Origin of the sequence: Trichocoleus sp. DQ-A3 (genome assembly GCF_039961975.1) — a bacterium.
Classification (GTDB): domain Bacteria; phylum Cyanobacteriota; class Cyanobacteriia; order Cyanobacteriales; family FACHB-T130; genus FACHB-T130.
Window position 1 is genome coordinate 250082 of sequence record NZ_JAMPKC010000003.1, and the last position, 22217, is coordinate 272298.

At 47.7% G+C, this 22217-nt stretch carries 14 protein-coding genes; 9 read left to right on the top strand and 5 right to left on the bottom strand.

Going from position 1 to position 22217, the window contains the following annotated elements; all coding sequences use genetic code 11:
- The first annotated feature begins 17 nt into the window (after window positions 1–17).
- The 6 genes from rpmB to NDI44_RS07565 all read left to right on the top strand — a co-directional run bounded on the left by rpmB (window position 18) and on the right by NDI44_RS07565 (window position 9305).
- A complete protein-coding gene (gene rpmB / locus NDI44_RS07540; RefSeq protein ID WP_190410643.1) occupies window positions 18–254 on the top strand; it encodes a 50S ribosomal protein L28 in 237 nt (78 codons plus the stop codon).
- Window positions 255–852: 598 nt separating this feature from the next.
- A complete protein-coding gene (hpsA, locus tag NDI44_RS07545) occupies window positions 853–5856 on the top strand; it encodes a hormogonium polysaccharide biosynthesis protein HpsA (RefSeq protein WP_190410644.1) in 5004 nt (1667 codons plus the stop codon).
- Between the two features lie 47 nt (window positions 5857–5903).
- Entirely contained in the window at window positions 5904–6593 is a 690-nt protein-coding gene (gene hpsB / locus NDI44_RS07550) for a hormogonium polysaccharide secretion pseudopilin HpsB (RefSeq protein WP_190410645.1), read from the top strand.
- 30 nt (window positions 6594–6623) lie between these two features.
- Window positions 6624–7712 (top strand): hormogonium polysaccharide secretion pseudopilin HpsC, encoded by a 1089-nt coding sequence (hpsC, locus tag NDI44_RS07555; RefSeq protein ID WP_190410646.1) that lies wholly within the window; start codon window positions 6624–6626, stop codon window positions 7710–7712.
- Between the two features lie 39 nt (window positions 7713–7751).
- The gene (locus tag NDI44_RS07560; RefSeq protein ID WP_190410647.1) at window positions 7752–8444 is read left to right on the top strand and encodes a prepilin-type N-terminal cleavage/methylation domain-containing protein; all 693 of its coding nucleotides are present in this window, start codon (window positions 7752–7754) and stop codon (window positions 8442–8444) included.
- Window positions 8445–8768: 324 nt separating this feature from the next.
- Window positions 8769–9305 (top strand): type II secretion system protein, encoded by a 537-nt coding sequence (locus tag NDI44_RS07565; protein ID WP_190410648.1) that lies wholly within the window; start codon window positions 8769–8771, stop codon window positions 9303–9305.
- Window positions 9306–9398: 93 nt separating this feature from the next.
- Here the strand turns inward: NDI44_RS07565 and glgB are convergent, their stop codons facing one another.
- The 4 genes from glgB to NDI44_RS07585 all read right to left on the bottom strand — a co-directional run bounded on the left by glgB (window position 9399) and on the right by NDI44_RS07585 (window position 13788).
- Window positions 9399–11705: a 1,4-alpha-glucan branching enzyme gene (glgB, locus tag NDI44_RS07570; RefSeq protein WP_190410649.1), complete on the bottom strand. Its 2307-nt coding sequence runs from the start codon at window positions 11703–11705 to the stop codon at window positions 9399–9401.
- 549 nt (window positions 11706–12254) lie between these two features.
- Complete coding sequence (locus tag NDI44_RS07575) at window positions 12255–12563, bottom strand: hypothetical protein (RefSeq protein WP_190410650.1); 309 nt, start codon at window positions 12561–12563, stop codon at window positions 12255–12257.
- 40 nt (window positions 12564–12603) lie between these two features.
- A complete protein-coding gene (locus NDI44_RS07580) occupies window positions 12604–13320 on the bottom strand; it encodes a glutathione S-transferase family protein (RefSeq protein ID WP_190410651.1) in 717 nt (238 codons plus the stop codon).
- A gap of 294 nt (window positions 13321–13614) precedes the next feature.
- Entirely contained in the window at window positions 13615–13788 is a 174-nt protein-coding gene (locus tag NDI44_RS07585; RefSeq protein WP_190410652.1) for a hypothetical protein, read from the bottom strand.
- Between the two features lie 606 nt (window positions 13789–14394).
- Here NDI44_RS07585 and NDI44_RS07590 point away from each other — a divergent pair.
- From NDI44_RS07590 to NDI44_RS07600, 3 genes are all read left to right on the top strand, one after another.
- Entirely contained in the window at window positions 14395–16782 is a 2388-nt protein-coding gene (locus NDI44_RS07590) for a GAF domain-containing protein (protein WP_190410653.1), read from the top strand.
- Between the two features lie 239 nt (window positions 16783–17021).
- On the top strand, window positions 17022–17546 hold the full coding sequence (locus NDI44_RS07595; RefSeq protein WP_242031517.1) for a hypothetical protein: 525 nt from the start codon (window positions 17022–17024) through the stop codon (window positions 17544–17546).
- 321 nt (window positions 17547–17867) lie between these two features.
- Entirely contained in the window at window positions 17868–19523 is a 1656-nt protein-coding gene (locus NDI44_RS07600) for a penicillin-binding protein 2 (protein ID WP_199302347.1), read from the top strand.
- Window positions 19524–20055: 532 nt separating this feature from the next.
- Here the strand turns inward: NDI44_RS07600 and NDI44_RS07605 are convergent.
- On the bottom strand, window positions 20056–22122 hold the full coding sequence (locus NDI44_RS07605; RefSeq protein WP_190410654.1) for a thioredoxin domain-containing protein: 2067 nt from the start codon (window positions 22120–22122) through the stop codon (window positions 20056–20058).
- Window positions 22123–22217: the final 95 nt, after the last annotated feature.

Below are 22217 nucleotides of genomic sequence, written 5' to 3' on the forward strand. Positions count from 1 at the left end.
AATCTGGAGACTAGACTATGTCGCGCAAATGTCAGCTGACCGGCAAAAAGGCGAATAATGCCTATGCAGTTTCCCACTCTCACCGACGTACCAAAAAGCTACAGGAAGCAAATCTGCAATGGAAGCGGGTTTGGTGGCCTCAAGGAAATCGCTGGGTGAAGCTAAGGCTTTCTACGAAGGCAATCAAGACTCTAGAGCTAAAGGGTCTGCAAACGATGGCTAAAGAAGCGGGAATTAACCTGAATCACTATTAGTACACACTATTAGTACAGCCTCTAGAGAATCCCTGAGTGCTTATGGCTTCTAGTAGAGCACGTTGCCTGCGATGTCTCTACACTTTGTTATTTATGTGCTGCCTGATACCTCACTTCATGGTGCGTGTTGGGCAGTTTCTTTATTTTTTTACTAGAGATGATAGGTTTTGCACAACATCTGGGTATCTTAACTACAGTGAATCTACCCCGATTTTTTGTTAAGTTGTGTTGAAGCGAAACGCTATGTTTGCAAAGATGGTTTATAAGGACTCTTAAATCTATCCCTTGAGGGAAGCGCACATCTAGCCTTTATTCCAAAATACGGAACGGACATTTCTACTCCGGAAAGGTACTGAAAAATTTAACAAGCCGTTAAACAGCCGTTAAACATCTGAGTGCGTAGTTTCCCGGTTGCCCACCAGAAATTGGGTTGTTAAGACAGAGGAGAAATGTTGAACTATAAATTTTTGATGAAGCTTCCCTTCACCTCATAAAAGGCGAAATTTCAGGCATTCAGCCTTTTCAACGCTAGTTCTTAATTTTTTAAGTTTTAAACTCTTCATTCCACTAATCTCTCACCTTTGACAGGAAAGCAGCCATGTCATCCCGCAACAAGCTAGTTAAAGCTATCCAGAATCTTGTCCGACAAATGATGCAGCTAGCAAGAGTGATTACCAAAACGCTCATGAACTGGCTCTTGCGGAGCTTAATGGTTATCGGTCGAAGCTCAAAGCTTGCCAAGTCTGGATTTATCTTGCCAACGGTGACGATGGTGATCCTGGTCGTCATCTTGCTGACGACAGCGATGGTGTTCCGGTCGTTTGATCGTTCCAAAAATGCCAGCAACGTGAGAGTCAATCAGGCAGTGTTGGCAGCCGCAGGACCAGGAATCGACCGTGCTAAAGCAAAAATCAAACAATTACTGGCAGACCCGACGCTTCCGCGGTCAACGCCAACGGATGTCGCTCTACACAACGCTATTGCTGGCAATCTACCCAGTTATACGCTGGGTGATGAAACACCTCTGAAGCTTGTTCATAACTTTGGCAACGGAGCAGGGGGAGGTGCAAACGGAAGTATTGAAGCTACAGCTCCTAACGGTACTGGAGCTAGCTCATTAGAAAATGACGAAACTCTCACCACTGCTTGGAGATTTCCGGTTGATACGGATAACAACGGGAAATTTGATAGCTATACCCTCTACGGCCTCTACTTCCGCAGCCCTACTGTCAATGCCAACAGACCAAGAACCTTCCTGGAAGCCAGAACGCCACCGATGAACAGTAGCTCGGCAGGTGATGGCTGTACGGCAGGGGGTACGAGCGCTAGCTTAGTAGGTAGTTCTGGTTGGTATAAGTCATCAGATGGGAATCTAGAAAAAAGTTTCTTCGTATTTAGTACAACAGTTCCAATTGTCACTCCTCCTGCGGGCGACTATGAGGCTTATAAGGGGAACAAAGGCTTTTCTGCTCTAGAGTACCAACAAGACCAAGCTCGGATTCCTCTGACTAATAATGCCGTTGTATATGAAGATGACTTAGAGATTACCCCTGGTTCGCCCCTAAGGATAAACGGTCGCATCATGACGAACGGCAACTTCCTCACAGGCAGTAGGGGTGCTGCTATTCAGTATTATCAAGTCAGCAGCAAAAATTCATGCTTCTATAAAGAAGAAAACGGCAAGATTACTGTTGGCGGTAATTTGCTAATTGGAAGTGCCGAGGGCGGAGCTACGGGCAGTGTTGCAGTTGATTTGTTTAAGCAAAACAACGTGCCTAATGGGCCTGCAACCTTAAGCACGGCCAATCAATCTGTTACTAACTCAACCACTGAAGCAACCTACAATAGCCAAGCCTATGCTAAACGTATTGACGACTTAGTAAACAGCACGACATCTGTACCACCAGAGATTCAAGCAAAAATTAACGCGGGTGGCGATGGCAACAAGGCATTACAAAATTACTTTAAAGACCGGATGCGTCGCGTTCCTTTTGCTGAAGTGGCTGCCACGGCGAACCCCAATACATTGACCGCCTCAGACCTGCAAGGTACTGGGGATAATTTGCGACCTGTCGATAGCTTGAGCTATCCGGTCACTCCAGACGCAGCTACTGGGGTGACTACTGGGGGTAGTAATAACTCCCTGACGCTTGTGAAGACTCAGCCACCTGCACAAGATCCGACCAAAATAAACGGAACGGAAACAAAACTTGGCGATCGCATCCTTGTTGGCAATGGTCTGCCAGCCAAATGGTGGGACAAGACAAAAGGAAAATTTGCAGATTTCTACAGTCAAACAACCCAACAAGTTGATACGAGTACAACTTGGGAAAGCTCCTCCAAGCTGCGTACCCGCATGACCCAGGCAGTACCCTTATCCGATCTAGGCGACACCGATCGGGATGGTTTCTGGGAGAGAAAAGCTGCGGAGAAACCGGACATAGCACTTGCTGGAGTTGGAGGGTTGCGCGTTGTCACTGGAGCTGGCGTTTACGATCCAACCAACTCTTTCCTGCCTAAACCACCTTCCTCTTTCCCTATTCCTGACGATTACTCAACCCTGGAAGACGAATCAACCGGGTTTACAGTTGTCTTGCCTGATTCTATGCCGATGTGGGAAGACACGAATAAAAATGGCATTCCCAGTCTTCTTGCTCCCACTGACAAAAAAGGCGATCTGCTGATGCGAGCCACAGCAGTTTATCACTATAGGAATAGTGCCTATCCTTATTCTTCAACTTATCCTGTCCCTACAGCTCCTGAGCAAAGACCGATCGCCTGTGTTAGCAGCTACTACGACCCCAGCACCAGTCTCACAGCTAGGAACACAGACACAAGCGGATTAGCAACTTTATTTCCCGGACCGCTTGGTGTTCCGCTTACTGTACCCGCAGGGGCAACAGGTCTCTCTAACAACGGTATCAGTTACGGAATTCCTGCTCAAACTCCCAGTACCATAGGAGCTGGCTCGCGCAATGCTGCGGGCGTGTTTACGACTCCAGTACCAGTTCCGCCTAGTGGAGCTGGCAGCTTACGAGCAAAACTTAACTATCAAGCTAACCTGATCTTCCCGAATGGACGCTTCGCGAACGAGCCACTCCGGGCAGCACTGAAACAGTTAGACACACCCCAACCACTGACTTTAGCCCACCAATCTGCCATTGACTCCACTCTCTGTGCCCTGCAAATTGCCGATGGCACTCTAACTCCAAATGCTAGCGTCATTCCCCATGGGGCAATCTACGAAACAGCGTTTCTAGATGCTCGACAAGTCAAGGCAACTGAGGGCAGTGATGCAATACCAAGCAACTACGATCTCAGCATTGAAGAGCGTCAGCCCATAGAAATCCGCACTACTGTACTGGATCTAGATTTACTGCGACGCTCTCCAACAGGAGGAATTACTGGTACATCACCTGTGCCAACTACGCCAAAACCAGAGTACCTCCTGCCAGACAGTGGAATTATCTATGCCACTCGTGATGATGCTCTGCCGGATCTAAGCGCGCCAGGAGATAATCCAGCACCTACCGCATCACCCTCTGACCTACTAGAAGAACAAAAACGTCTAGCAACCCGGAAGCTCAACAGCCCAGTTGACTTTGCGCTTGACCCTGCCCGCCGTCCAAATGGGATTATGCTAATCAAGGGCAGCATCCTAGCGCGTGGTGGTACTGGGTTTGGTAATGGCGACAACACCTACAAGCAGACGGAAAAGGGTCTGATCTTAGCAACTAACTTGCCAGTTTATGTCAAAGCTGATAGTACGAATACCTTTAACCAGCACCAAAAACCGGATGGAACTCTTTTGGAAGAGTTTAGCGACCTGAAGTTAGCAGCGACACCAACCTGGACAAGAAACCAATTCTACAACCGTAGCACTAAAGAAACTAACTTTGCCTGTCGTGATGGTCAGCCTGGCCTGAATTGTAGCCCTGGTGACTTATGGCGATCTGCAACCGTACTTGCCGATTCCGTTACCCTACTTTCTAACAACTTCAGGCTCGGTTTCCGCAATGAAGGAGACTATGACTTAAGAAAGAATGTAGAGAATCTAGGCAACAACTTAGTATTTAACGGATATGACGTTAACGGTAACGGTAGCGTCTCGGTAGCCGAGATAGTAGATGAAACTAAATTTGGCTTTGACCTCAACGGAAACGGTAATGCAACTAACACCAACGTTAAGGAGACAGAAATAACTGTCACCGCAGCTCGTAGGTTAAATGGCTTTTTTGACAACAACTACCTCAACAGTGCAGATTGGTTCGATCCCAGTAATGGCTATCCTAAAGACTTTGATGTAGCTGGAGGACAGCAAGGCAGTTCCTACGTAAACAACTTCGTCACTCCAATTCAGCGACGGACGGATTTCTCAGAGTATGTAATGGAAATATGCCGCAAACCCTTAGTTTCCGCATGCCAGCCTCAGGATTGGGTAGTTAATATTGATGGAATCTCAGATATAAAAGCCAGACAAATACCAGCTGGTACACCAGTAACCCAACTTGTAGCTACAGGAACAACGCTTGGGGCAGGCACGACAGCCAGACTTCCTGCCAATCCAGCGCAGCAACGCTATCCGCGCCGCGTTGCATTCTTGCGAGATACTCTAAATAGGCTGGTGTTAGATAGTAGTAACAGACCTATTCCTCTAGGAATTGATAGCACTGATAAGGTACAGTACTATTCCTACTCTGGTATTTCCATACCCATAGGAGGAGGCCTCACTACAGTAGCTGGTCTTCCTCATTCAGTAGATAATGCTCTGTGGTTTAGGACAACCAATATTCTTAATCCACCTAATCCGTCAGCATTGGGGGGAAGATACAGTAGCGATCGCCCGCTGTTCTATCTAACGCCATTAGCAGTCACATCGCTGGGAGTCGGAACCACTCAGCAGCCGCTGTTAGTGCCTATGCTGCAAGTTCATACACCGACTGGTACTCCTAACAGTGGTTTCTTCGCTTCTGTAGATGGCTCTGGCGAACAAGAAACCTGGATGCAGAAACCCGACGCTAATACAACATTTAATCTGATCATCGCCGCAGGCGATAATCCCATACGTAACACTACAGCAACCACACCACCAGTTGCTGAGTTCAATGGGGGTCTGCCCAACTTTGTAATGTTCCTAGAAAACTGGAACAACAACAATAGCAACCCATTAACTGCTCGAATCAACGGTTCGTTCATTCAGTTCAAACGTAATAGCTATGCCACAGCTCCCTTCCTATCTGTTCTAAGCCCTACTGTGACTTCAACAGGTATTTTTACTTACCCACAGTTGTACAGAATTGCGAATAATACACCATCTGGTGCCACTGGTTGGGGTAGAACACCGTATTATTCAGCACCCAGACGTGAGTGGGGCTTCGATGTGGGGCTGCTATCTCAGCTGCCTGATTTATTTTCCCAACAGATCACTACACCGTCTGCGGGCGAGCCAAGTGAGTTCTATCGGGAAGTGGGCCGAGATGATCCTTGGGTGAAAACGCTGTTGTGTGCGTCTCCTGGTCAAAGAATAGGCGTGACTAATAACTACAACTACACTGGCTACGCAATCGATACCAGCCAACACCCCAGTAGCGGCTGCCCCTAAGGATAAGGACTTACTTAACAAATGACAATGTCTGGTTGGAGACCCCTATGATTCCCCGAAAGCAGAAGCAACATCCCCCTGATTCCAGTCAAGCCGGTTTCACCATCATTGAATCGTTGCTGGCGATTATCGTCGTGAGTGTCTTGATGGTGGGGTTGGCACCCGTTATTGTCCTCTCGACTGCCACACGGGTTCAGGCAAGGCGCGTGGAACGGGCAACCGAGGCGGCAAAAACCTACATTGACGGCGTTCGGTCGGGAGCGATATCTGCTCCCACGACCACGGTTGGCAGCGCTCCCACTGCTACGGCTGGCAGCAGTAGTTTTCTTGTCGCTAACGCTCCCTCAGGAACTTTAACCTGCAATACAGGTGGAACTTATTGCTCGTCGCCAGCTAGTGTTTATTGTGTCGATCTTGATGAGACTGCTGGTTGTAGCGCTAATAGCCCTAAGGACTTAGTCGTTCAGGGTTTTCGCACAGCTACTACAAGCGCTAATGCCGAAACTGGCTACCGTCTCGGGGTGCGAGTATATAGAGCAGATGCTTTTAGCGATACGGTTACGTTGAAGAGAAATACGTCATCTGAGAAAGTAACTCAAGCGGCTTACACTGGGGGACTAGGCGATCGCAAAGCACCATTAGTAGAAACAACAACAGAAATTGTTACTAAGGACACCAATTTTAGTGATTGGTGCCAACGCCTGAGAAATCCTAGCAATACTAATTCTGGTTGCTAAATATCTATCAACCAAAAGGGGACCCGCAGCATGATCAATTCACTGAAATTTCTTTTAATCAATCAGCTGAAACGCCCTAAGCTGGCTCAAAAGACAGGCGGCTTTACCCTCATCGAATTGCTAGTGGCGATGATTCTTTCCGTCCTCGTCATTGGACCATTGCTGGGATTTATGACCAACATCCTGGATACAGATCGAAAAGAACAAGCTAAGGCAAACTCCGAGCAAGAAATCAAAGCAGCCCTCGACTATATCGCTCAAGATTTAGAACAAGCAGTCTATATTTATGACGATGTTGGGTTGTCCGCGATTAGCAGTCAACTACCACCCGCTGCTTCTGGCTCTAATGGTTGTGGTACCACGAATAGCTGCGTACCAGTTCTTGTATTTTGGAGGCGAACGCAGAGGGAAAATGTAATACCAGTTAACACGGCTGCTGCTAACTGTCCACCAGCAGGGGGTGCAGCAGATAACTGTGACGACGCCTTTGTCTACTCCCTTGTGGCCTACTATCTTATCAAAGATAGTAATGGTGTTCAGACTCCTTGGTCACCTGCTGCTCGTATCGGTAGGTTTGAAATTAAAGACGGGGTTAGGAATCCTAATCCTCCTGCCAATAGCCCCCCTTACCTTGCAGATACAGCAACTACAAAGAAACGACCTGATGATGGTTTCGCTCTATTTAACTTAAGCATCTCTGGCACTCTTCAGCAGAAAATGAATCAGTGGCAGAAGCTGCAAACGAATGCCAATGGTGCTAATAGCAATTACAGCAATCCAACCAATGTACTGATTGATTATATTGACCAAACTCCTTCAGTAACACCAGGGGTACCAACGCGCGTAGATTGCGGAACAGTTTTTCAAGATACAACAACAACTCCACCCACCCCCTTAGGAAAAGCAGTACCATCACCTGCTAGTGTGAATGCTCTGGGAATCAACAATAGTAGCTTTTATGCCTGTGTAGACTCATTAAACAACAGGGCGCAGGTTTTTATCCGGGGCAATGCTTTAGCTCGAATTCAAAATACTGCGCCTAATTATAGTCCTCAGTCGGTGTATTTCCCTACCGCAACTATTCAAATTAAAGGCCGTGGTTTTCTATTCACTAAATGATCGTGCCTAAGAACAATCTAATCAGCGAGAAAAGAAAAGATGGGTAGCCTAGATTTTATAAAAATATTACAGCTATTGCAAACAGGGAAAATAGCTGGCAAACCTGGTCAGCGGCAATGGACGCGGATCTCTGCTCGAGACTCTGAGCGAGAGCGCTATCAATCTGCTGGATTCACCATGATCGAGTTGCTGGTAGTAATTATAATCATCGGAGTATTAAGCGCGATCGCAGCGCCAAGCTGGCTTGGCTTTCTGAATCGGCAACGGGTGAATGCCGTTAACGACGCTGCCTTAAACGCCCTGAGAGAAGCCCAGAGAGAGGCTAAAAGAACAAAGCGCGATTATAGTGTCAGTTTTAAAACTGAAGGTCAAGTTCCGAAGATGGTCGTTCATCGTGGTGATGTTACCGCCCCTAATATTCCCCTCAATGAGTGGAAGAAGTTAGGGCAAAACCAAGACATCAAACCAGGACAAATTTTACTTTACACCAACATCAGTACTCCTAACAAAGCTCCCGTTGGTGGTGTCATCAGCTATGCTCCAACAACTGCGAAAACAATTACTTTTAATTATCAGGGTACTTTACCCCAGGATGCCGACACAGGTTTAACTATCGCAGTGGCTACAGCCAATAGTAGTTATACAGCGCCTACAGGACCCAAGCGGTGCGTCAAGGTGACAACTTTATTGGGGGCAATCCAAGCTGCGACAGATGATAACTGCCCTAGTTAATGGCTAGAAATATAGCTAATTAAAAATCAGCGAAGGTACGGAATTCAAAATACCTCCCCGAAGAGAAAACTTGAGAAGTTGGGCGCGGATTTTTTGGAATATAGGTAATTTCCAAAAGACTGCAACAGTTAATCGCTGGATTTACGCCAATAGAGAGTTTAGTAATAATTTTGATTATTTGGAATATTGAGCGCTATCGCTACTGGAAAAAATACTGACTAAAACCAATAGTAAATTACAAAAATCAGCAAAGATACGGAACTCAAAAGACACATCAAACAAGGAAACTTGAGAAATTGGGTGTGTCTTTTTAGTATCTAGCTAATGCGTAAAAAGTTATCTAATTGCTCCAGCGGCGGGTTCACGCTAATAGAGAGTTTAGTAGTAATTTTAATAATCGGGATCTTGAGCGCGATCGCTGCCCCTAGTTGGTTAGGATTTCTCAATGCCCAACATCTCAGAACAGCACAAGACCAAGTTTACCGCGCGATGAGAGAAGCCCAAAGCAATGCTAAGCGTGACAAAGTTGCTTGGGAAGCCAGCTTTCAAGAACAAAATGGGGTCGTTCAGTGGGCAGTTAATCGTGCCGGTATTAACCCCAGCCCCGGACAATGGCAGAATTTTGAGCAAAATATTCAAATAGACGCTCCTAATACCACCTTAGCTTCACAGTCATTAGGTAGTCCGCGCCGAGTCCGGTTTGACTATAGAGGTTGCGTAATCATGAATCCGCAAGAGAACTTATATCTGGCAAGGGTAACGCTGAACATTAAGAATGGTGGGGAAGTCAAACGGTGTGTATTTGTTTCCACTCTTCTGGGAGCGATGCGAACAGCGCAAGATAAAAGTTGCAAAGTGTAATCTATGCGATCGCAATTATCGCTCGGTAGTAGGGAATGCGATCGCATTGAGATTCTTGTTCCCAGACAACCGTTCTGGGAACAAGAAACCCGACTATCCCTGAGACAGCCAAGACTGCATCGCGGCTGCTGTCTTCTGCCGGTCAAGCTTCAAAACCAGCACTCCTAGTGGCGGCAAACATAGGTCTAGCGAATAAGGACGAGTGTGGAACGACCACTCATCCGTCCACTTACCGCCTAAATTGCCCATGTTACTCCCACCGTACTCGCGGGCATCGCTGTTAAACAGTTCGGTATAGAATCCTGGTTCGGGGACACCTACACGATAGTGACTATGCGGCTGAGGAGTAAAATTGCACACTGTGATAATAAACTCCTCCGAATCTTTCGCTCTGCGGATAAACGCGACCACGCTATGCCGGTTGTCGCTGCAATCAATCCACTCAAAGCCTTCTTGAGCAAAATCCTGAGTAAAAAGAGCTGATTCGCTGCGGTAGACATGGTTGAGTTCACTCATAAACCGCTTCAGTTTTTGATGTGACTCATGCTGCAACAAATGCCACTCCAAGTCACCCCAGACATTCCACTCACTCCACTGCCCAAACTCCATGCTCATAAACAGAGTCTTCTTGCCTGGGTGAGTAAACATAAAGGCGAATAAGCAGCGAGCATTCGCGAACTTCTGCCACTCATCCCCCGGCATCTTGCCAATGATATTACTCTTGCCGTGGACTATCTCATCGTGAGATAGCGCCAGCATGAAGTTCTCGCTGTGGTTGTACCACATACTAAAAGTAATATTGTTCTGGTGGAACTGGCGGAACCAAGGGTCCATGTGGAAATAGTCCAGCATGTCGTGCATCCAGCCCATGTTCCACTTCAAATTAAAGCCCAGTCCTCCTACGTAAGTAGGCCAAGACACCATAGGCCAGGAAGTTGACTCCTCCGCAATTGACAGGGTGCCTGGGTAATAGCTGAAAATCGTATGATTTGCCTGACGTAGAAAATCAGCCGCCTCAATGTTTTCTCTGCCGCCGTACTGGTTAGGCAACCATTCCCCAGGCTCACGGCAATAGTCTAAGTAAAGCATCGACGCCACAGCATCCACACGAATTCCATCAATGTGGTACTTGTCAAACCAGAACAGGGCGTTGGCAACCAGGAAGTTCCGCACTTCATTGCGATTGTAGTTAAATACTAGAGTCCCCCACTCCTTGTGTTCGCCTTTGCGGGGGTCGGCGTGTTCGTAAAGGTGGGTGCCATCAAAGAAAGCGAGACCGTGACCATCTTTGGGGAAGTGACCCGGAACCCAGTCCACTAGCACCCCAATTTCGTTCTGGTGGCACTGGTCAATAAAATACATGAAGTCCTCAGGTGTCCCATAACGGGAAGTACAGGCATAATACCCAGTTACCTGATAACCCCAAGAGCCATCATAAGGATGCTCAGCAATTGGCAATAATTCAATATGAGTAAATCCCAGCTCTTTAACGTAAGGAATTAACCGTTCTGCCAGTTCCCGGTAGGTGAGGAAACGCGCTCCTGGTTTGTAGTCAGAGACGACTACCACTGGCTCTGTCTCTCCATTGGACAACCGTGGCGGTTCAGCAGAGGAAGCGTGCAGCCAAGACCCTAGATGAACTTCATAGACAGAGATAGGATGGGTGAGCGGGTCGGTGTGGCGGCGCTTTTCCATCCAATCTTGGTCATTCCATTGGTAGGAATCTAAGTCAGTGACAATCGATGCTGTTTTAGGACGCACTTCATGCTGGAAGCCGTAGGGATCGGATTTTTCGTAAATGTGACCATCGGCGTTTTTGATTTCATATTTATAGTGTTCCCCAACACCCAAACCTGGAATGAACATTTCCCAGATGCCGGTGGGACCTTTACGCATTTGATGTTTGCGACCATCCCAGTTGTTAAAATCCCCCAAGACAGAGGCGTTGCGGGCATTGGGTGCCCAAACTGCAAAATAAACTCCTGTCACCCCATCAATTTCCGTCGCATGGGCACCTAGTTTCTCATAGATGCGATGATGATTCCCTTCGGCAAACAGGTGCAGGTCAAATTCTGTCAGGTGGGGAGAACGGAAGGCGTAGGGGTCATAGATAACACGTTCGTGTTCCCCTTCTTGAATCCGCAGCTGATAGTTTGCCAGTTCTGGCATCTCAATAGTGCATTCAAAAAAATGAGGGTGATGCACTGCTTGCATGGGATATTCTGTGCGTTCTTGGGGGCAAACTACCCACGCGGCGTTGGCATTGGGTAGATAGGCTCGCACTGCCCAGACGGTTTTGCCATTTTGCTGAATGGGATGGGCACCCAGGATTTCAAATGGGTCTTGATGTTGATTCCAAACAATCCGCTCAATCTGTTCGGGGGCGATGGTCATGGACATAAACCTATTTATCTAAAGGTCTTGAATGAATGGGTTCTCGATAGGGCTTTTTGGACGCGCACGTGTGTTGCGATCGCCCGTATCGTTGGCTTAAGGCGATCGCGTAGCGTCTGCCCTAAGCCTGAAAGTCTTCCCGTAAGGTAGGGCTATAGCAGCTAGCGGTTGAAGAACGAGCATCTCCCTCTGGTTAACAGCACTTTAATATTTATATACATTTTTTGTTTTTTGTATATTTTGTCATCGGTAGCAGGACACAGTTGTTTCTTCTAGTTAGGACAATGTCAATAAAAGTGCATCGTCATCTAGCGTGAAACTGGCTGTTTTTAGAGTTATTGAAATTTACGTCTTCATCTGAGTATTGAGTTAAGAGTCGGAGCAAGCAAGTAGGTAAAGTAAACAAAGGCAGCTTTTAAGTAGGGTGTACGCAGTTTATGATAGCGACTTGCTTAGGCAAACGTTTTTCGCGTTGCCATCACTGTCCCAGGAACGCGAACATTTATAACAGTTACCGCATGCAAAGCAGAAAAATTAATCGCTAGAATGCGGGATTTATTTGGGCGTGGGGATACCAAAGGTACGTAGCAGCCGCCGCACCCGGAGCAGAAAAACTAATTCTCGCAGTTTGGGATTTACCTGGGATGTTGCAGCAGGACGGGTTTGCAGAGCGTTCTGCAATTGGGCATACTCAGCAGCCGTGAGTTGCTTGCCGTCGATAGGCGATCGCGCTTCCGTAATAATCTCCGTCCGCAATACTTCCTCAGGAGTATCCTCCGGTGGTGGCAGTCCCCTAGCAGGCATCACCCCCAGCAGTTGAAATGAAAATTGCAAAATCCATAGTGAAATAATGGGCTTTTTCATTTCTATTTTTAATTTTCAGTGTATTTTTAATTTTTAATTTTTAATTTCCCAATCCGGGGGGTAGTGGTTCCCGACAAAGAAGGTGAATCCGCTCAATGCGCTCAAACAACCAAGGATAATCTTCTCGGTATTGAGGAATCAGCGCCAGAGGACTGAGTAAAGCGGCTGCGGCGATGTCTGCAACACTTAAGCGATCGCCCACCAGGTAGAGGCTATTCTGCCAGCGACTGGATAACACTTCCATTGCTACCTTCAGCCGATTTGCTGCCAGTTCCACCGCCGCCTGATTAATTCCATATTGCCGCCGCACCACCTGAATCACCAGCTGACTAGACGGCGAAGGGTCGATTTGCTTACCAGCACCGGCACGAAAATCATAGTAAACAAAGCGAGTCGCCGTGCCGATACTTTCATCCAGCCAATCTTCCAGCATCAAGGCTTCTGTCTGTAGTTGGCGATCCGGTAACGATAGCGCTGGTTCTGGGCGATAGCGATCTAGAAATTGTAAAATCTGCGTCGAGTCAGCGATCGCTTGCACTTCCTGCCGCGTCCCTGACGGGATGGCTTCGCTGACTCCCTGCATATCTTCTGCCTCTAACAAAAGCACCGGCACTGTCGTGAGTCCGGTGATTGGCTTGAGTTTGAGGATATGTAGCCCTGGGGTTAAATTTTCAACCTGATAAGCAATTTGCTTATAACCTAGCCCCAGTCTTGCTTTCCGACAATAGTGAGAAGTACTAAATTGCAGTAGTCGCATTTAATGCCAAAGCCGCCTACCGCAACAACAGATAAACATAGTCAGACCTTACTCCGACTCTAGGTGAGCCAACTAATGCTTGTGACCCCAGTTGTTTTCGGCAGTCAGTTGTTGCCAACATAACAGTTGTCCTGGGTGTCAATATTGACTCAGATAGTAGTAGATACCCAGTGAATGTGTGAGGAGCAATTACCAGATCGGGGTTCAGATGTTTTAGAACTCACTACTAACTTTCATACCCGTCGATTCGGTATGAATCCCTTTCAGGAGAAGTAAGGAGCGAAAACCAGCTCCTTAAGGAGACTTTGTGGGCGCTGGGCTAGTAGTCGTTCCACCAGTCGTTCCACCAGTCGTTGGAGATGTGGTAGGAGAAGGGCTAGTAGTACTATCACTCGGTCCTTCCTGACAAGCTCCCAAGGTGGTAGCCAAGCCGAGAACTAAAAGCAGACTCACTATTTTTTTGTTCATACACTCCTCTTTAAGAGATTGCAACCAAAGGAATCGTTTGCTATTTAATCACAATATTGCGGTTTTTGCTTAGACGCTCCCGCAGGTGAAATCTGGAATTCTTGGTTTCACCAGTCCTCTTAGCCAGTTTTGGGTATTCCAAAAGAGTGAGGTTCCTTGCTCCCAAGCTTGAATTCCGGTGCGCCCCACCGTATTCTTCGGATTTCGTACTTAGGAAAGAATACTCTCGTACTGCTGGATTCACACTCACTCTTGGGAGTGATATTGCTTTGAGTTTTTTTCAATTTCTTTTTTAGCAGAAGCCTCGGAAAAACAGAGCAAACTGTACCAGCAAGTGGTAATTTTGTCTATCCGCGACTTTTCGAGGATTTCCACATCGGGAGCGAATTTAGTTTTCTCAGTCAAAGCAACGGAATGAAGCTAAAAAATCAACCTTTATGGAGATGTGGAGACTCACTATCAGTTATTCTGAATACAATTTCTAACCAAAGTGACTGATAAACTAACATGGCTTACCAATTGCTAGTGATTTGACAACAGGACGATTGACCGCTGCCTAAAATTTTTACCAAACTAGACGCGCAAGAAGAGTTCAAGGGAGGCGGCGTGTTTCCGCTTGTGGCTTATACCAGCAAATTATTTCCAGCCTGGATTCAGTACCCGCGAAAGCATTGGGCACTGCTACAGAAAATTGTGGATCGCATCCGCAACTCGTTGGAGTTGCAAGTGGTGCTGCAAACGGCAGTGGACGAAATTGCCACGTTGCTACACCTAGATAGGTGTTGTTTTTTGTGGTATTTCGAGGATACCAAGCGGGTACAAGTTGTCTGCGAGCGGATTAATGGAGAGCAAAAGAATTCTCAACTGGGGTACCATCCCTTAGAAACTTTTGGCGCAGTGAAGAGTGCGATCGCTTCTGGGAAATTAATTATCAACAGCCAAACAGCAGGTTCTCACCCGACGACAGGGGGGATGATGAATCGATGGCTTTCCTGGCTAAAGCGAGATAACCAGCAAATCGACACCAGTGGACGCTCCCAAGGGTCTTCTCCCTGGGACAGGGCTAACTTGTTCGTTCCGGTTAAGCGAAAAGAAGGATGGGTTGGCTTTATTGTCTGTATTTCAGAGCAACCCCGCACCTGGTCAAACTCCGAAATTGAATTTCTGCAAGCGATCGCCCAACAGCTAGAAATTGCGATTTGTCAAGCTCAGCTTTACGAGCAAACCCAGAAACAGGCTCAAAGAGAGCAACTGGTGAATCAAATTACCAGTCAAACCCGGCAGAGTTTTAACTTGGAAACAATTCTGACCGAAGCGATCGCTCATCTGATGCAGGCGCTGTCAGCAGATCGGTGTCTAGTGCATCTGGTGGAACATAGCGACACTTTGGAAGAGGAGCGAAACCGGGGAGTTGGGAAGCAGCTTGTAGAGACAAAGGCGATCGCGTCTGAAGCCGGGGAGCAAGAAGCAGAGGAGCAAACAGATAAAACTTGCTTATTGCAACCCTTGCCCGCTGACGGTGCCGCTTTTCGGCGGAAATACCTTTTTGAGGTGTGTCGGGAGCCTTTTCCCTCTACCATTGATGATTTTGATACCCACGGGCCACTGACCCAATGGGCGATCCAGCATCGTCAACAAGTGAGTATTCCTGACATCAAGCAAGACCCCCGAATTGGGGAAGCAAACGAAGAGTATCAAAAAGCCCAGATAAAATCTTCCCTGGTCGTGCCAGTACAGGCAAATGGAACACTCAACGCAATTCTTTATCTCAATCAGTGTTCGCATATCCGGTATTGGTCGAAAAATGACCGGACACTTGCCCAAGCGGTTGCCGATCAGCTGGCGATTTCCATTCGACAAGCCAACTTATACGCCCAAACTCAGCAGCAGGCAGTAGAAAGCGCCGCTCAAGCTAAGCAACTGGCCCAAACGCTGATTGAACTGCGGCTAACGCAATCCCAGTTGATTCAAAGTGAAAAAATGTCAAGTCTGGGTCGGATGGTAGCTGGCGTTGCCCACGAAATTAATAATCCAGTGAACTTTATCTACGGCAATATTCCTTATGTGGAAAAGTATGTAGATGACCTGATTCGATTAGTGCGGAGCTATCAAACTTTCTATCTCAATCCAGATGCTGAATTACAAAAGCTCACTGAGGAACTAGAGCTAGATTTCCTCCTGAGAGATTTACCACGCATTTTGAATTCGATGCAGGCAGGTGCCCAGCGAATTCACGAAATTGTTAAATCATTGCAGAACTTCTCGCGCCATAATCAAGCGTCCCTGAAACCAGTAGATATTCACATCGGGCTGGAAAATACGCTGTTCTTGCTGCACAGTCAGCTGGGCAATGAGATCCAAATAGAGAGAAACTATAGCGACTTGCCTTTAGTGGAGTGTTACCCGAAGCAACTCAATCAAGTTTTCTTGAGTATTCTGATGAATGCGATAGAAGCGCTCAATCGGTGGTCTTCCGAGGACAAAAAAATCGCCTTGCGTACCGAATTGGTGCCGGACTGCTCTCCAGGGGTCGCTAGTGTGCGGATTGCGATCGCTGACAATGGGCCAGGAATTCCCCCAGAAATTCAGTCGAAAATCTTTGACCCCTTCTTTACTACCAAAGACGTTGGTCAGGGCAGCGGATTGGGCTTAGCAGTAAGTTATCAAATCATCGTTACCCAACACAAAGGCAAGCTACAATGCCACTCCCAAGTCGGTCAAGGTGCAGAGTTTATTGTAGAAATTCCCTTAATGCCCCCCCAACCGTTGTTAGCGCGGGGTGAGGAGAAGGACGCTAGCATTCAGGAGTCAGCAGTCAGAAACTCGGAAGCAGAAATTTATCCCTCATCCTATCCGGTGGGTAACGAGAGCAGCTCTCCAGCAGCTTCCCTCAGCATCCCAAAATCTTACATTCTTCATCCTGGCGAACCTTCTCCTGTTCATCTCAAAGCAATCGCGACGACCTTGCCAAAAGAAGCAATTAGAGAGTGTTAAGCTGTGGTTGCGTCGAAGGTAGCGACTAGGTACACGTTCGCTATCGATTAGGCATCTCGACAAGAATGTTGGATTCGATGCGAGAAAATATGGACTATAGACAGCTCTTGTGTCTAGAGTTTAAATTGATTGGTTTATTGTCCTTTGTCAGTGGTCAACAGTCAGTGGCAAAGCAAACTGACCTTGAGAAGAGAAAAAAACTCATTTCTGACAACTGATACTAATAAAAAGAACTACTTATGGCTGCTGCCCCTCACTCCCTGACTCCAGATCGTCACCGTCCGGATAGAAGAAGCACTGTTTCCTCGCGGCAACCTAGAGGAAAGGCAATACCCCTGCGTTCCGAAAGCGGTTCATCGTCTAGAACCCGTAGCAGAAGCTCCCAACAGCGGGACTTTCAGGCACAGACACCCGCATGGCTGCGATCGCTGGTGACATTGCAGCGCACCTCCAACCTGGTATGCTTCTTCCTGATTGCTAGCACCCTGGGAGTTTATGCCTGGACGGTCTATACTCAGCAGATGTGGAGCCAGGAGTACCGCAAGTTAGAAAATCTGCAACGCAACGAGCGGCAAATGACAGCGGCAAATGAAGCCCTAAAAAATCAGTTGGCTCAAGAAGCTGAGCGTCCGGGTACGGGTTTGGTTGCTCCCAATCCAGCTAACACCATCTTTCTGCCGCCAGCACCCCAGCGCCAGTCACGGCCCAAGCCAGTGGCAGCTCCTAACTCAGAAACATCCCCAACTACGCCACTAGGCTATTAACGAGGTATGGAAAAGTCAGGAGTCAGCAATCGTAGGTCGCTGCCTACGCAAAAGGTTTCTGGAACTGCTAAAGGGACGAGCGAGTTGAACCAGAATGGAAGTGGAATGCCAGAGTCAGTGAAAAAACTGCCTCGAAAACCCACTCAAAACGGAAAAAGCCGTCAGTCATCAGAACCAAAGCAAGGCGGCGAAAATCGGCAACAGGAGAAGATATCACCACAGCAGTCTTTACCTCAGAAGTCTTTTGATTGGAGCCTATTGCGTTCTCCGTCCTTGTTGCTGGGTACTTCATCCTTACGGTTGCTGCTTGTTTGGCTAATCATGTCTCTGAGCGGGCTAGGGCTGGCGATCAATTTGTATCGCCTACAAGTGGTGCAGGCACCGAGCCTGCTGCAAAAAGCGCGACAGCAGCAGATGGTCTATCTGCGCCCCTTTGTTCCCCGACGCTCGATTGTGGATCGCAGTGGTAACGTTTTGGCAACTGACCGTCCCGCCTATACGCTGTACGCCCATCCAAAGCTGTTTAAACAATCTAAACAGGCAATTGCGACGAAATTGGCGGTGATTTTGGGAGTTTCTGCTGACAATTTGCTTAAGCAGTTCAACAAGCAGGAAAGTGGAATTCGGGTTGCCTACGCCCTGACAGAAGAAGAAGCCGACGGTATTTCCCATTTGCGAACCGATGGCTTAGAGCTGATTCAACATTACGCCCGCCTCTATCCCCAGCAGGATCTAGCCGCAGACGTGGTGGGCTATGTGGATGTGGATCATCGCGGTCAGGCGGGTGTGGAGTATAGCCAGGAAAATTTACTCACCCGGGCTGTTCGCACCGTTCGGCTTAGCCGCGCTGGTAACGGAACGTTGATGCCGGATCACCTGCCCGAAGGATTGCTGCATTTTGATGAGCTGCAACTCCAACTGACAATAGATAATCGCCTGCAACGTGCTGCTCGTTCTGCCCTCAAGCAACAAATGGAATTGTTTAGTGCCAAACGGGGCACTATCATCGTGATGGATGCGCGGGATGGTGCGGTGCTATCGCTGGTTGCAGAGCCGACGTACAACCCGAATGAGTATTCTACATCTGACGTGGGTTTGTTTAAGAACTGGGCGCTGGCAGACCTTTATGAACCGGGTTCGACGTTTAAGCCGCTCAATATAGCGATCGCGCTAGAAGCGGGAGCCATCAAACCCGACACTGTATTCTACGATCGAGGTCAGATTCAGGTAGCTGGCTGGCAGATCAAAAATGCTGAAGAGGGCAGTCACGGTGCCCTGTCGATTTCTCAGATTCTGCAACAGTCGAGCAACGTCGGCATGGTGCAAGTCATCCAACAACTCAAGCCGAGTATCTACTACGGTTGGCTGGAACGGCTGGGGCTGGGGCAAGCGGTTGGTATCGACCTGCCCTTTGAATCACCCGGACAAATGAAAAGCCAAGAGCAGTTTACGTCATCTCGAATTGAACCCGCTACCACCTCCTTTGGTCAGGGCTTTTCTCTCACCCCCATCCATCTGGCTCAGTTGCACGCTGCTCTCGCCAATGGTGGCAAACTGGTAACTCCTCATCTCGTCCGGGGACTCATCGACTCCCAAGGGCAGATGTACTGGCAGCCAACGCTACCCACGCCGCGCCCCGTCTTTTCCCCATCGACGACTCAGACGGTGTTAGAAATGATGGAAGCGGTCGTCACGAAGGGCACCGGGAAAGCGGCGCAAATCCCAGGCTATCGAATAGGAGGGAAAACGGGCACTTCCCAGAAAGCCAGCGCTACTGGGGGATATTCTAGCTCTGCCAGAATCACTAGCTTTGTGGGCATTTTTCCGGTTGATGCTCCCCGCTATGTGGTTCTAGCTGTTGTCGATGAACCGAAGGGCAAGGTCTATGGTTCCACCGTAGCCGCACCTGTAGTGAAATCAGTGATGGAAGCCTTAATTAGCCTTGAGAAAATTCCGCCTTCTGAAATTAAAAATTAAGTAGGAGAGCGTAAAGAAACCTATGTTGAAGCTGTCATTAGTTATTGGTGATAATTCAGAGCTAATAACTAATCGCAACCAACCGTTAGATTAGTTGTGCAAATCTGCTGACCCTTACATTTTTAATTACGAGTGGGGATAACGGCTTGCAGGCGATCGCGCAAAATTTTTATTTAATATGACTTTCTTAATTAGGCTGCCCAAGGTATCCTTAAATAATATAAATATGTCTGATTTAAATATTAAAAGCTAGTTCTTCCTTGGCGATTTTACTTTAACAGAAATAAAATAAAAAGTCTATATCGTAGCCCTCAATAATTGTATGTAAAGGCAAGATCCCCGCCGGCTGAGAGAAGCCGGGGATTCGGAAATCTAGCATCTCACAATTAAAATAGGATTGCTATCGCAGCCCTAAATGATTTGTGAAGCACCATCCTAAAATAAATTGCGGCTAATCGCTAAAGCCAATTCCGAAGGTGAAATTAAAAAAGAAGAATTAAATCTTACCTCTTTAATTTCTAACTTGGTACTTTTAATTGCGAATTTGACTTCGCTGCACTTGTTCCCACATTTGGTCGCGACTTTGGGAAGGTTCCAGACAAGTTAGTCCTTGACAAACTAATCCCACCGCACCTGATGGCAAATTCGACTCTGCCATCGATACCGTTGTAGGCAGATATTGCCCAACCAAAGAAGTCAAGTGGTTAACAGTAGTGCGAACCAAGGTACAGTGATGATACCAATCTAGGGCAGTAAACAAACTGGGACAAGCTTGAGGTGACTGATGCATCACACTGCTGAAGGCTTGCAAAGCTTGTTCGCTGCGGTCGAGATAGGTAAGATTTTCGGTGAGTAAAGCCAGACGCACTAAGTTAGCGATCGCAATCCCATTGGCGGATGGTGTGGCACTATCCACATAGCTGCGTTCTCGCACTAACAGATCGCTACTAGCATCGCTGGCGGTGTTATAGTATCCACCTAGTTCCACACTCCAGAGGAATTCGTCAAATTCTTCTTGGAGGGCGATCGCTTTCTCCATCCAGAAACTAGCGTGAGTTACTTGGTGCAAATCTAGCAGCGCTTTGATAAACAAAGCGTAATCTTCCGACTGCGCCAGTACCGAAGGTTTCCCGTCGTAGTTGAGACGGTGGAAGCGTCCTTCTACCCACTGACAATCCAAAATGAAATTAGCCGCTTTTCCAGCTAAGGACAGATATTCTTCCTTCCCAAATACCCCGTAAGCTCTCGCTAAACCTGAAATCATCAGGCTATTCCAAGCCACAATCATTTTAGTATCCGTTACTGGCGGAATTCGACCCGACCAGTTGCCAGTTTTTGCCTCGTGGTTATTGCGGGCAGGAGGAAAGGTTTCTATGGCGGCGGGAGACGTACCGTAACGCGCTTCAAATAGCTTTGCGAGTGCCTTTTCTACTGTTTCGCTCAAAATATCTGGATGGCGGCGCTGTAAGACGTTGAGACCTTCAAAGTTGCCCCCCGGCGTCACGGTAAATTGCAGTTGAATTTCGTCTAACTCGTCTGGAGTCAGCAATTCGACTACTTCAGGGTACGTCCAGACATAAAATGCCCCTTCCTCTGGTTCTGCTTCCTCTGGATGGGTAAAATTATCCGCGTCTTGGGCAGCATAGAAGTACCCCTCCGGTGCCGTCATTTCTCGCTTTAGCCATTGAAATGTGCCTGCGATCGCTCTTTCAAATGCCGGTTCTTGTATCCCAGCACTCCACAAATCAGCCAGATACTCCACGATCTGACCATTGTCATAGAGCATTTTTTCAAAATGCGGTACCGTCCAAGTCGGATCGACCGTGTAGCGGTGAAAACCGCCGCCTACATGGTCGTAAATCCCGCCCAGTGCTAAATCTAAACCGCGCTGGGTACACGCCTGCTTGGCGTCGTATTTGGATTCAAAATTAAATCGAATTGCTCGCAGCGCCAACTCGGCATAGGGCATCATTGGGAAACTAGCGCCATGTTCGCTAGAAGCCACTATCCCGGTATTCGTTTCTAACCCCTGCTGTAGCAAATCCTTGTTGGTCAAGGCAGGTTTTAAACCCGTCCCCATACTTGGTCGCAGAATGGCTGCTTGCTGGAGATGACCCAGAAGTTCTTCTTTTACCGCGTGCAACTTCGCTTTGTCTGTATCGTAGTAACCACGAATCGCTTGTAGCACTTGTAAAAATCCGGGACGCCCGTAGCGCGGTTCTACCGGAAAATAGGTACCGCCATAAAACGGCACCCGATCCTCAGGAGAGAGAAAGACATTCAAGGGCCAACCGCCTTGACCTACCATCATCTGTAACGCCTGCATATAAATACTATCAATGTCAGGTCGTTCTTCCCGGTCTACCTTGATCGGGATAAAGTTAGCGTTCATGTACTCTGCGATCGCCTGGTCGGAAAACGCTTCTCCTTCCATCACCGTACACCAGTGGCAGCTGGAGTAGCCAATCGATAGGAAAATTGGCTTATTGTCCCGCTTGGCAGCTTCTAGGGCTTCTTCACTCCAAGGCCACCAGTCGATGGGATTTTCAGCGTGTTTGCGGAGGTACAGGCTTTCAGCTTGATTGAGGCGATTGGTCATGGGGCTAATAGCAGAACTCGATATGAGTACGTTTTCACCCCTAGCAGTTTAGCGTGATGAATGGAGCGATCGCTCCATCCCACGCTAGATTCTGG

Excerpts from the sequence above, each read along its gene's own strand:
- rpmB (WP_190410643.1), top strand. The coding sequence starts at position 18 with ATGTCGCGCAAATGTCAGCTGACCGGCAAAAAGGCGAATAATGCCTAT.
- hpsA (WP_190410644.1), top strand. The coding sequence starts at position 853 with ATGTCATCCCGCAACAAGCTAGTTAAAGCTATCCAGAATCTTGTCCGA.
- hpsB (WP_190410645.1), top strand. The coding sequence starts at position 5,904 with ATGATTCCCCGAAAGCAGAAGCAACATCCCCCTGATTCCAGTCAAGCC.
- hpsC (WP_190410646.1), top strand. The coding sequence starts at position 6,624 with ATGATCAATTCACTGAAATTTCTTTTAATCAATCAGCTGAAACGCCCT.
- NDI44_RS07560 (WP_190410647.1), top strand. The coding sequence starts at position 7,752 with ATGGGTAGCCTAGATTTTATAAAAATATTACAGCTATTGCAAACAGGG.
- NDI44_RS07565 (WP_190410648.1), top strand. The coding sequence starts at position 8,769 with ATGCGTAAAAAGTTATCTAATTGCTCCAGCGGCGGGTTCACGCTAATA.
- glgB (WP_190410649.1), bottom strand. The coding sequence starts at position 11,705 with ATGTCCATGACCATCGCCCCCGAACAGATTGAGCGGATTGTTTGGAAT.
- NDI44_RS07575 (WP_190410650.1), bottom strand. The coding sequence starts at position 12,563 with ATGAAAAAGCCCATTATTTCACTATGGATTTTGCAATTTTCATTTCAA.
- NDI44_RS07580 (WP_190410651.1), bottom strand. The coding sequence starts at position 13,320 with ATGCGACTACTGCAATTTAGTACTTCTCACTATTGTCGGAAAGCAAGA.
- NDI44_RS07585 (WP_190410652.1), bottom strand. The coding sequence starts at position 13,788 with ATGAACAAAAAAATAGTGAGTCTGCTTTTAGTTCTCGGCTTGGCTACC.
- NDI44_RS07595 (WP_242031517.1), top strand. The coding sequence starts at position 17,022 with ATGGCTGCTGCCCCTCACTCCCTGACTCCAGATCGTCACCGTCCGGAT.
- NDI44_RS07600 (WP_199302347.1), top strand. The coding sequence starts at position 17,868 with ATGTCTCTGAGCGGGCTAGGGCTGGCGATCAATTTGTATCGCCTACAA.
- NDI44_RS07605 (WP_190410654.1), bottom strand. The coding sequence starts at position 22,122 with ATGACCAATCGCCTCAATCAAGCTGAAAGCCTGTACCTCCGCAAACAC.